General features: G+C 70.1%; 11 protein-coding genes and 1 rRNA gene. 2 read left to right on the plus strand and 10 right to left on the minus strand.

The features are described from left to right. Window positions 1–109 precede the first annotated feature (109 nt). The gene (locus ACWGID_RS27230) at window positions 110–598 is read left to right on the plus strand and encodes a hypothetical protein (RefSeq protein ID WP_452201184.1); all 489 of its coding nucleotides are present in this window, start codon (window positions 110–112) and stop codon (window positions 596–598) included. Window positions 599–601: 3 nt separating this feature from the next. On the opposite strand, the gene recN is transcribed toward ACWGID_RS27230, so the two are convergent. The 6 genes from recN to ACWGID_RS27260 all read right to left on the minus strand — a co-directional run bounded on the left by recN (window position 602) and on the right by ACWGID_RS27260 (window position 6,251). After that, complete coding sequence (gene recN, locus ACWGID_RS27235; RefSeq protein ID WP_452201186.1) at window positions 602–2,326, minus strand: DNA repair protein RecN; 1,725 nt, start codon at window positions 2,324–2,326, stop codon at window positions 602–604. A 2-nt stretch (window positions 2,327–2,328) separates the two neighbouring features. Continuing rightward, entirely contained in the window at window positions 2,329–3,294 is a 966-nt protein-coding gene (locus ACWGID_RS27240) for an NAD kinase (protein WP_452201188.1), read from the minus strand. A gap of 12 nt (window positions 3,295–3,306) precedes the next feature. Then, entirely contained in the window at window positions 3,307–4,122 is an 816-nt protein-coding gene (locus ACWGID_RS27245; RefSeq protein WP_452201190.1) for a TlyA family RNA methyltransferase, read from the minus strand. After that, complete coding sequence (locus ACWGID_RS27250; protein WP_452201192.1) at window positions 4,123–4,569, minus strand: hypothetical protein; 447 nt, start codon at window positions 4,567–4,569, stop codon at window positions 4,123–4,125. Window position 4,570: 1 nt separating this feature from the next. Continuing rightward, window positions 4,571–5,056 carry a phasin family protein gene (locus ACWGID_RS27255; RefSeq protein WP_452201194.1) on the minus strand — a complete coding sequence of 162 codons (486 nt, stop codon included), beginning with the start codon at window positions 5,054–5,056 and terminating at the stop codon, window positions 4,571–4,573. An 88-nt stretch (window positions 5,057–5,144) separates the two neighbouring features. Beyond that, complete coding sequence (locus tag ACWGID_RS27260) at window positions 5,145–6,251, minus strand: HAD-IIA family hydrolase (protein WP_452201196.1); 1,107 nt, start codon at window positions 6,249–6,251, stop codon at window positions 5,145–5,147. A gap of 24 nt (window positions 6,252–6,275) precedes the next feature. Here ACWGID_RS27260 and ACWGID_RS27265 point away from each other — a divergent pair, with 24 nt between their 5' ends. Then, window positions 6,276–7,430: a DUF1015 family protein gene (locus ACWGID_RS27265; protein ID WP_452201198.1), complete on the plus strand. Its 1,155-nt coding sequence runs from the start codon at window positions 6,276–6,278 to the stop codon at window positions 7,428–7,430. Between the two features lie 15 nt (window positions 7,431–7,445). Here the strand turns inward: ACWGID_RS27265 and ACWGID_RS27270 are convergent, their stop codons facing one another. The 4 genes from ACWGID_RS27270 to rrf all read right to left on the minus strand — a co-directional run bounded on the left by ACWGID_RS27270 (window position 7,446) and on the right by rrf (window position 11,014). Further along, window positions 7,446–8,306 carry a CHAD domain-containing protein gene (locus tag ACWGID_RS27270; RefSeq protein ID WP_452201200.1) on the minus strand — a complete coding sequence of 287 codons (861 nt, stop codon included), beginning with the start codon at window positions 8,304–8,306 and terminating at the stop codon, window positions 7,446–7,448. A gap of 19 nt (window positions 8,307–8,325) precedes the next feature. Then, window positions 8,326–9,282 carry a hypothetical protein gene (locus ACWGID_RS27275; protein ID WP_452201202.1) on the minus strand — a complete coding sequence of 319 codons (957 nt, stop codon included), beginning with the start codon at window positions 9,280–9,282 and terminating at the stop codon, window positions 8,326–8,328. Next, window positions 9,279–9,995, minus strand: a complete 717-nt coding sequence (locus tag ACWGID_RS27280) for a hypothetical protein (RefSeq protein WP_452201204.1) — start codon at window positions 9,993–9,995, stop codon at window positions 9,279–9,281. The genes ACWGID_RS27275 and ACWGID_RS27280 overlap by 4 nt, the downstream gene beginning before the upstream one ends. 901 nt (window positions 9,996–10,896) lie before the next feature. Further along, window positions 10,897–11,014: ribosomal RNA gene (gene rrf / locus ACWGID_RS27285) — 5S ribosomal RNA — on the minus strand. Between the last annotated feature and the right edge of the window lie 201 nt (window positions 11,015–11,215).

Raw genomic sequence — 11,215 nt, forward strand, 5'->3', positions numbered from 1 at the left:
TCACGCACTGAATTAACAGTGACTGTCCGTCAAATCATCCTTTTGAACGACCTGCGACCCGGGTCCCTACTACTGTCGTCGCCACTGCCAGCGACGAACGGACCAGCCCATGACGGAGACGCCGAACGGTCCCCTCGACCCGGAAATGGCCCGAGCCAAGGCCGCCCTCACTGGAGTCGCCGATCCCAGGGGTGCGACGTACTCGCCGGGTGGCGGATCGTCACGGCCCCGGAACGAGCCGACGGCCCGCGCCCAGGCGTGGGCACGGACCGTTCTGGACATGACCCCGGCCGACATCGCCGAACGCACGCGAGGCATGGGCCCGGTCCCGGGCATCCCGGAGCGCCGTTCGAGCCTGCTCGCCGAGGTCAACGGGGCACGGCAGGCGTACAACGAGTTGCGCGCCGCGGCCGACCAGCGCGGCGTCGGCGGTTCGGTAAACAACACGGACCGCGACGTCCCAACTCCTGGCATCCCGGACAACGGTCCCACTGGTTCCGCGGGCGACGGTCCGAGTAGTTCCGCCGCCGGCTCGGAGCGGCCCGTTACCGGGAGCAGGGTCGAGACGCACAAGCCCGGCGGGATCCAGGGCCGCTGAGCGTCAGCGCTTCTTGCGCTTCGGTTTGGTGTGCCGTTCGGCGGCCAGTGCGAGTAGTTCTTCGGCGTGGGCCTGGGCGGCGTCGGAGTTCTCCAGGCCGGCCATCATCCGGGACAGTTCCTTCAGGCGGGCGTCGTCGTCGAGGGCGACCAAACCACTCGTGGTGACCGAGCCGTCGTCGCTCTTCAGCACCACGGCGTGACGGTCCGCGAACGCGGCCACCTGCGGCAGGTGGGTGACCACAATCACCTGCGCCTTCTGCGCCAACCGGGCCAGCCGCTTACCGACCTCGACCGCGGCCCGGCCGCCGATACCGGCGTCGATCTCGTCGAACACCAGCGTCGGCACCGGATGCGTATCCGACAGGATCACCTCGAGTGCGAGCATCACCCGCGACAACTCACCACCGGACGCGGCCTTCTGCAGCGGGCGGGCCGGGCTGCCCGGGTTCGCCGCGAAGCAGAACTCGACCTCGTCGATCCCGAACGGACCGGCCGTGGCCTCGTGCACCTCGACCGTCAGCTTCGCGTGCGGCATCGCCAGCCCGGTCAGCTCTTCGGACACCGCGACGCCGAGCCGTTCCGCGGCCTCGATCCGCGCCTCCCGGATCTGCTGTCCGAGCTCCCCGAGCTTCGCGTCCAACTCGGTCAGCTCACCGGTCAGGGCCTCGACCCGTTCGTCGCTGCCGTCGAGCTCGGCGAGCCGGGTCGCGGAGCGTTTCGTCCATTCCAGTACCTCGTCCACGGTTCCCTGCTCGTCGCCGTACTTACGGACCAGACCGTGCAGCAGCGCCCGCCGCTCACTCACCACGGCCAGCCGCGCCGGATCGGTGTCGACATCCGCGGCGTACGACGAGAGCTCCTGCGCCAGATCGGCCGCCAGGTACCCGAGCTCGCCCGCGCGATCGGCCAGCTCGGCCAGCTTGGCGTCGTGCTCGCGCTCAGCGTCCAGGACCTGTTTCGCCAACGCCAGCAGGCCGAGTACGTCGTTCGGCCGGGTCGAGTCGAGGTCCTCGGACGCCAACGCGTCAGCCGCGCTCGTCGCCGCGGTCCGCAGACCGTCGGCGTACGCGAGCCGTTCCTCCTCGGCGGCGAGCTCGACATCCTCGCCGGACAAGGGCTCCGCCTTCGCGACCTCGTCCAGACCGAACCGCAGCAGATCCGCCTCGGCCAGGCGATCACGTTCCCGCGTGGTCAGTTCGGTGAGCTCGGCCTCGACCTCACGGTGCCGCTTGTACGCCGCGGCGTACTCCTGCAGCGGAACGAGAACCGCCTTGCCGGCAAAGGTATCCAGGGTTTCGCGTTGCCGCGCCGGCTGCAGCAGCCGCCACTGGTCGGCCTGCCCGTGGATCGCGACGAGATCGCCGGACACCTCCCCCAGCACCGACACCGGCACCGACGCGCCACCGAGGAACGCCCGCGACCGGCCCTCGGAGGACAGCTCGCGCGCGATCAGCAACTCGTCGTCGTCCAGCTCGCCGCCACGGTCCTCGGCCTGCTGCACGATCGCCCGCGGTACGGCGCTGGCGCGTCCCTCGACCCGCGCGCGCCGCGTCCCGTGCCGCACCAGCCCGCTGTCGGCCCGGCCGCCGAGCAACATGTTCACCCCGGTCACGACCATCGTCTTACCGGCCCCGGTCTCACCCGTGACGGCGGTGAACCCCGGGTCGAGGTCCAGCGTCGCGTCCTCGATCACGCCCAACCCGGTGATGCGGATCTCCGAGAGCATGCCTAGGTCTCCTGTAATCCGTTGCCGTTGCCGTTGGTGTTGCCGTTGGTGTTGCCGTTGCGTTTGCGCTCGGCGGCCCCGCGCCAGCCGAGCACCGGAAGGTCGAACTTGGCCACCAGCCGGTCCGTGAACGGGGCCTCGTGCGCCCGCGCCAGCCGGACCGGGGTCGCGCCCCGCCGGACCGTGATCTCGGCGCCGGGCGGCACCTCGACCATCCGCCGGCCGTCGCACCACAGCACGCCCCGCCCGTGCCAGGACGGCACCAGCTCGATCGACAGCCGCGACGTCGGCGCCACCACGATCGGCCGCGAGAACAACGCGTGCGCGCTCAGCGGCACCAGCAGGATCGCCTCGACCTCGGGCCAGACGATCGGCCCGCCGGCCGAGAACGCGTACGCCGTACTGCCGGTCGGGGTCGCGACCACGACACCGTCGCAGCCCCAGCGGGACAGCGGCCGGTCGTCGACCTCGACCAGGACCTCGAGCATCTTCTCCCGGGCGGCCTTCTCGACGCTGGCCTCGTTCAGCGCCCAGGTCTCGAAGATCAGGTCGTCGTCGAGCCGCACGTCAACGGCCAGCGTCATCCGCTCCTCGACCGTGTACGTGCGGTTCACCACGACCTGGACGATCCGCTCCAGGTCGTCGACCTCGGCCTCGGCCAGGAACCCGACGTGGCCCAGGTTCACCCCGAGCACCGGCGTACCGTGCGGGCGGGCCAGCTCGGCGCCGCGCAGGATCGAGCCGTCGCCGCCGAGCACCATGATCAGCTCGACGTCGTTGGCCGCCTTCTCCGGGTCGTCGACGACCTCCACCGGGTCGAGCGCGAGCGCCTCCGCCTCGACACCGAGCAGCCGGACCTGCATCCCGGCATCGGTCAGCAGCCGGTGCGCGTCGCGGGCGACCTCGACGGCCTGCTCACGGCCGGTGTGCGTCACCAGCAGCACGCGCCGCGGCTCGTGCTCAACCACCCTGCCTCCCGGTCACTGCGGTCCGCTCTCGATCGCCGTTTGGAGCATCGTCTCATCGAGCACCGGCGCAACACGTCGTATCCACAGGAAGTATTCGACATTTCCTGACGGACCAGGCAACGGGCTGGCCGCGACGCCTTCGATTCCCCAGCCGAGCTCGCGCGCCTTGGCCGCCACACCCCGGACGGCGTCCGCGCGCAGCTCCGGGTCGCGCACCACGCCGCCTTTGCCGAGCCGTTCCTTGCCGACCTCGAACTGCGGCTTCACCATCAGCACCAGATCGCCGTCCGGCTTCACCACGCCGATCAGCGCGGGCAGGACGAGCGTGAGCGAGATGAAGCTCAGATCGCTGACCACGAGGTCGACCGGCGCACCGCCGATGTCCTCGAGCGTCAGCGTCCGGACGTTCGTCCGGTCCATCACCGTGACCCGCTCGTCGGTCTGCAACGCCCACACCAACTGGCCGTACCCGACATCGACGGCGATCACGTGCGCCGCGTCGTTCCGCAGCAGGACGTCGGTGAATCCGCCCGTCGACGCGCCCGCGTCGAGCACTCTGCGGCCCGCGACCTCGATCCGGTCGAACACCTCGAGTGCGCCGAGCAGCTTGTACGCCCCGCGGCTCGCGTAGCCGGGGTCCTCGTGCTCGGACGTGTCGACGACGATCGGGGCGTCGGTGCCGACCCCGGTCGCGGGTTTGCCGGCCACCGTCCCGGAGACCTTCACCTTGCCGGCGGCGATCAGCTCGCTGGCGTGCTCACGGGACCGCGCGAGACCACGCCGTACCAGCTCGGCGTCGAGCCGCGACCGCTTGATTCCCTTGGCCACTCAGCCCCGGTCGCCTTGGTCGGCGTCGGCCTCGACCAGCGCGCTCTGCAGGGTCTCGTGCAGGTCGGCGTACACGTCGGCGTGCTCGCTCACCGGCCGGTCCCGCAACTCGTCGAGCCGGCCCATCGTCTGCTCCACCAACGGATGCCCACCCTCCCCCGACTCCTCCTGATACGCCGATTCCTCGTCCGAACCGGTCTCTTCGTACGTCGGGTCCTCGGCGGAGCCGGCCTCGAAGGAGTGCTCGTACTCCTCGCCCGGCGCCCGCGCGAACTCCGGACCGAACTCGACGGCCGCGGGATCGACGTGCTCGGCCGCGTCCTGCGCACCGGGCTCGGTGTCGTAGTCCGGGTGGGTGTGGATCTGCTCCGACTGCTCCGGGTCGAATCCGGGCTCGACGTCCGGGTCGACGCCCGGTGGGAACTGCTCGCCAGGATGTTCGGTCACGTCAGGCCTTCTTCGCAGTCTTCTTGGCCGGCGCCTTCCTGGCCGCCTTCTTGACCGGTGACTTCTTGGCCACCTTCTTCGTGGTGGCCTTCCGCGCCGTCTTCTTCGCCGGCGCCTTCACCGCCGGGGCCTCGACGACCTCGTCCGCCGCTGATGCTGCCGCCACCGGCGCCGCGAGGTGCGCGTCGGCCAGCTCGGTCTCCAGCGTCCGCACCCGTCGGGTCAGCGCCGCGACCTCCTCGGACCGGGCGAACCCGAGCCGCGCGACCGCGCCCTCGACCTCGTTCGCCACGATCGCCTGCAGCAGCTGACGGTTGCTCTTGCTGGTGGCAACGATCTCGTCGGCCAGGTCGCTGACCTTGGTCGTCAGCTGGTCCGCACCCGTCTGCTGCAGCAGCGCTTTCGCAGCTGCCTGGGCCTTCTGCTTGGTGACCTCGGTCAGGCCGTTCGCGAGTTGTACGTAGCCGCGCAGTGCGTCCATCACCATGACTGCCCTCCAGGGGTTCGTTCCAGCAACGGTATCGCCTCGGTGCGGAGATACCAGCCAGCAGAGTGGCTCAGTTGGTTCAGTTGGCTCAGTTGTCGAGGCCGATGCGGTGCAGGGCCGCGTCGAGGGTGATCGAGTCCGCCGTCGGCGCGGGCTTCGGGCGCGGCCGGCGTCCGCGCCCGGCGGTCTTCGCGGGCTTGACCGGCTCGGCGGGCGCGTCGACGGCGGCCCACACCGCGGACAGGATCGCGCGCAGACCGTCGTACGGGCGGCCCTCGCCCTTGATCGTGACGGCGTTGTCGACCACCTCCGCCGTCCAGCCCTCGCAGGTGTGCTTGCCGCCCGACACCGTGACACCGGGCTGCTTCTCGGCGAGCGCGCCGAGCCCGTCGCCGATGTACGTCGGGCGCTGGTTCTTCGGCGCCCGCGCCAGGTCGTACGCGTCGTGCACGCCGGTCGCGACCCACAGGCTCGCGATCCCGACCGCGTGCGCGCCCTGGATGTCGGAATCCAGGCGGTCCCCGATCATCAACGGGCGCTTGGCTTCCAGCCGTTCGATGCTGGTCTCCAGCAACGGCGGCTCGGGCTTGCCGGCTACCACCGGGTCGACGTCGACGGCGGCCCGGACGGCCTGCACCAGCGTGCCGTTCCCCGGCGCCTTGCCGGCGGCGGTCGGGATCGTCACGTCCATGTTGGTCGCGAACCACTTCGCGCCCTCGTTGATCGCGTGCGCGCCGTCGGCGAGCATCACCCAGTTCACCTCCGGGTGGAAGCCCTGGGCGACCGCGACCGGGTGCGCGTCGCTGGTCCGGACCGGCGTCAGGCCGTATTCCTCGAGCGCGGCGGTGAGGCCCTCACCGCCGACCACGAGCACTGGGGAGCCCTTCGGGAACTCGCTCGCGATCAGCTTCGCCGCCGCCTGCGCGGACGTCACCACGTCCTCCGCGATCACGTCCAGCCCGAACGACGCGAGGTGCTCGGCAACGATCCGCGCCGGCCGGCTCGCGTTGTTCGTGATGAACCCGATCCGCATGCCTTCGCTGGCGGCCTTGCGGAGGTTCTCGGGCGCGTTCGGGACCGGATCCGGGCCGACGTACACGACGCCGTCGAGGTCCAGCAGCGCCACGTCGTACCGGCTCGCGAGCGGTTCGTCACACGCCGAGAGCGGTTCGGGCGCCGTACGTTCCGTGCTCATGCATCACCCCGTACGATGCCGCGCATGCCGGATCCCAGGGAGAGCGCGCTGCGCCTCGACCCACTGCGTGCCTGGCGGTTCGTGACGGGCAAGGTGAGCGCGCTCGGCGCCGTCACGTCACCGCCGTACGACGTGCTGGAACCCGCCATCGTCCGGCGGCTGACTGACTCTGATCTGCACAACATGGTGAGGCTCATCCTTCCACGCGATCCGGAGCTCGGTCCGGCCCGGTACGACGAACCCGCGCAGCGGCTGGCCGGGTGGCAGCGGGACGGTGTCGTGGTGCAGGACGAGCGCCCCGCACTGTACGTCTACGAGCAGCGGTTGGGGGACGCCGTACTGTGCGGACTGGTCGGCTCGCTCCGTCTCGATCCGGGGCGGCACGTGGTGCTGCCGCACGAGAACGTGATGCCGCACTGGGTCGACGACCGGCTGCGGCTGATGGAGGCGACGGACGCCGATCTGGAGCCGATCCTGCTGGCGTACGCCGACGGTGGTGTGGCCAGTGACGCGGTCGACGCGGCGCGGTCCGGTGAGCCGTGGCTGGAGGCCGAGACCTACAACGGGGCCGAGCACCGCATCTGGCGGATCGAGGACCCGGAACAGCTCGCAGAGATCGAGGCCGAGCTCTCCAGGCACGAGGCGGTCATCGCGGACGGGCACCACCGCTACGCGGCGTACCTGGAGCGTCAGTTGCGGTCGCCGTATCGCGCGAGCGCTGACGTCGGTCTGGCGATGCTGGTCGACTACGTGCGGCATCCGTTGACGCTGGACCCGATCCACCGCGTCGTACCGGGATTGGACCTGCAGACCGTGCAGACGCATACGCCGGTGGGTTGGCAGATGCAGCCTGGTCGCGTGGACGGCGATCCGAATCGCATCTCGCTCACAGACGGTTCCAGCTGGCTCACGCTGCACTCCGCGTCGGACGCTCCGGCCGTCGTACTGCTCCACGAGGTACTACTACCCGCCTGGGGTGTCGTTCAGGACGATCTGAGCTTCCATCACACGCTGGCGGACGCACTGGCACTGGCAGGCCCTACAAAGGTCGCTGTGGAGCTCACAGCACCGCAGATGGACCAGGTACTGCGCTCCGCGGCGCAAGGCGTCGTGCTGCCGCAGAAGGCCACGTCGTTCGGCCCGAAGCCACGAGTGGGGCTGCTGTTCCGGACCCTGTGAGTCGGACCCTGTGAGTCAGGGCCGGTGGTACAGGCTGAGGAACTGCTCGCGGAGTGGCTTCCGAGCCGCACGGTGGCGCTCTGTGAGCCGTCCGAGGGTGAAGGAGAGCTCAGGGTCGTCCTGAGCCGCCGCGTCCGCCGCCATGGCAGTCAGGGCGTCCGCCGCGGCGCAGTGGTCCTGGTGCTGCCCCAGAAGCTCCTGGTACGTCGCTGCGTGGGCTGCGGTCGCTTTGGCCTCGTCACCGAGGACGGAGGCGCTGGTGTCGGCGGCGTACCGGACTCGCTTCGCCAGCAGGCGGACCTCGTGCCAGTCGTCGTCGGGGGTCCAGGGCTCGAGTTTGTCGGCTTCCTGGGTGAACTTCGCGGTCGCGGACTGCAGGAGTTGCGGCAGGACCTCACTGCAGGGCTTGTCGGCTTTGGGTTTGAGGCCGGGGGCCGTGGCCACCGAGTCGAGGGTGGTGAGGAGGTCCTTGGTGGACTCTCCCAGGACGGCCTCGGCCGAGCGTGCGGATGCGCGGCCGAGGCCGAGGGTCAGGCTGGTGAGAATCGTGTCGACGTGCTCCGGGTTGTCCTCGCTGCTGCCGTTCTCGCGGACGAGGTCGGCGATCACTTCCAGATCACGCGCCTCGCCACACGCCTGCGCCAGCGCTGCCAGGTCGGCCCGGAGTTCGGTCGCCCAGTCACCGTCCAGGAGTTTGCGGAACAGCTTCAGGTCGCTCCGCAGCCGCCGGCACGACACGCGCACCTGGTGGATGGCGTCGTCCTCGTCGTTCTCCACCATCTGGATGGACCGCTCGAGCCGAGCGGTCCCCTTGGCGAGCGCGTTCCCGATCAGCACGCCGACCGGCGTCTCCGCATCCAACCGCCCGCCACCCACGGCCACTCCCCCCCAGCCCTCAGTCCTTCACACCATCCCGCTCGCCACCAGCAACCTCATCAGCCTTAGCGTCAGCCTCATCGGCGTCGGCCTCATCAGCCTCCGCGTCAGCTTCGTCGGCCTCCGCGTCGGCTTCATCAGCTTCAGCGTCGACCTCGTCAGCCTCAGCCTCGGCTTCATCGGCCTTGGCTTCAGCCTCATCGGCGTCAGCGTCAGCCTCATCAGCCTTGGCGTCGACCTCGTCAGCCTCAGCGTCAGCTTCGTCGGCTTCGGTGTCGGCCGAGTCCGCGATCTCTTCGGCGTACTCGTCCTCGAAGTACTCATCATCGAGCACGGCGTCGTCCTCGTCGAGGTCCGTGAACTCCAGACCCTCGAGCTGAGCAGCCCGCTCGGCAGCACCGGTGACCCCGTCACCGTCGACGCCGGCCGCCCGGTGGAACCACACGAGTGCCTCGTCGGTCCGCCCACCCTCAGCCAGCGCATCGGCGTACGCGAACCGCAGCCGCGGCAACCACTCGGCCCGCGTCCGCTTCGTCAGCTCCGGCACGTCGAGCATCTGGATCGCCGCCGCGGTCTGCCGCATGTCGCGCCGCGCCCCGGCCGCCACGATCAGCAGCTCGACCTGCGTCGCCTCGGACAGATCGCTGACGTGCTTGTCCTTCGTCAACGCCAGCGCCTTGTCAGGCCGCCCGAGCGCGCGCTCGCAGTCAGCCATCATCGCGATGACCTCGTGGTTCCCCGTCATCCGCCGTACGGCCCGGAACTCGGTCAACGCTTCGTCGTAATGCTCAGCCAGGTACGCCGTGATCGCCACGGCCTCGCGAACGCCACCAAGCCGCGCTGCCAACCGCCGCGCGGTCCGCGCATGCTGGTACGCCAACTCCGGGTCGTCGTCCAGGAACCGTCCCGACGCGACCAGGTGCTGTGCCACCAGGTCGGCCAGCGTCCGAGGCAGCGACCGAAGCTCGGCCTTCACCCCACGGTCGAGCTCAGCGCCGGTGATCCCCTCAGGAACCTTCGGGTCATCGCGCCGCGGCCCGACCTTCTCTTCGCGATCGTCCCGCCGGAACCCACCACGCCGGTCATCCCGCCGGTCGTCACGCCCAGCGGATCCCCGCCGATCGTCCCGACCGCCGGTCCGCCCGCGCGAATCCGACCGCTCGTCCCGCCGGAAAGCCCCACGCTCACCGCGCCCAGGCCCACCACCGCGAGCACCGCCACGCTCATCCCGCCGGAACCCACCACGCCGGTCGTCCCCGCCACGCTCGTCCCGCCCGTAGCCACCACCGCCGGCCCCGCGCTCCTCGCGCCGGTACCCACCGCGATCGTCCCCGCCACGGTCGTCGCGCCGGTATCCACCACGGCTGTCACCCGCACGGTCATCACGCCGATACCCGCCACCGCCCTGGCCGGAACGCTCCTCACGCCCAGACCCGCCGCGATCGTCACGCCCGTAGCTACCGCCGCTGGCCCCGCGGTCATCGCGCCGGTATCCACCGCGATCGTCACCCCGGTCGTCACGCCGGTATCCACCACGGCTGTCACCGGCGCGGTCATCCCGCCGATACCCGCCGCCCTGGCCCGAGCGCTCCTCGCGGCCATACCCACCGCGGTCGTCCCGCCGGTTGCCACCACTGGCCCCACGGTCATCGCGGCGGTACCCACCGCGATCGTCACCTCGGTCGTCACGCCGGTATCCACCGCGGTCGTCGCGCCCAGCGCGGTCGTCCCGCCGAGAACCGGCTACTCCACGTCCCGCACCGGGACGCCCCGGCCCGCGGTCATCACGCCGATAGCCACCGGACCGGTCATCGCGCCCCGACATCTGGCCACCGAACGGATCCCGCTCAGCCTTGTCATCTCCCCGAGAACCAGCAAACCCCCGCCTGTTCTCGGACGAGTCCCCATCCCGGTACGACGATCCGCCGGACCGACCGCCCGCGAATCCACCCCGCCGAGCCGGCGCTCCACCAGACCGACCGGCCGACCCACCACGCGGCGCACCCGAACCACCACGCCCGCCACCGGAACCACCACTCCCAGCAGACGAAGAACCGCGCCCGCCGGCGGAGCCACCACGGGGCGCACCCGAACCGCCACGGCCGGCGCCGGAACCACTACGGCCCGCGCCAGAGCCCGACCAACCACCCCCGGAACTACCAGAGCCGGAGTTCGACCAGCCGCCTCCGGAACCACCGGAACCCGAGCCCGAACGCCCGCCTCCGGAGCCGCCACGGCCAGCTCCCGAGCCACCGCGGCCGGAGCTCGAGCCCGAACGGCCGGAGTTGGAGTCTGGGCGGCCTCCACCGGAACGGCCGGCGCCACCGGAGGAACCGCGTCGGTCCCCAGAGCCGGAGCGAGGATTGCGAGGTGGCGTCGCCACGATGACTCCTAACGATGCTGAAGAGCAGTAATCGGACAAACGTTACCGCGCCCGCAGCGGAGGTGACGCCCTGGCCGGGAGCACTCCCCTGGTAGGAGGAGGTTCCGGGTACAAGCTGTTGCTGCCGGATCGTTCCGGTCTATCCAAATCTTGTGGGCACATATGTTAAGGGCCACCCCGATTGGGGTGGCCCTTAACAGTGTGAATGTCCGGCGGCGTCCTACTCTCCCACGACCTCCCGGTCGCAGTACCATCGGCGCTGAAGGGCTTAACTTCCAGGTTCGGAATGGAGACTGGGTGTTTCCCCGACGCTATGGCCACCGAAACTCTATGAGAACACTATCAACCTACTCGAGCCACTTACTGGCTGGGGTTGACCGTATCCTGGGAACCGTACAGTGAACGCGAACATCGTTACATAGCGCAAAATCAGGCTTGAAGTCTTAAGTGTGTGACAAGCCCTCGGCCTATTAGTACCAGTCAGCTCCACACCTTACGGCGCTTCCACTTCTGGCCTATCAACCCA

It is taken from the genome of Kribbella sp. NPDC054772, assembly GCF_053611945.1.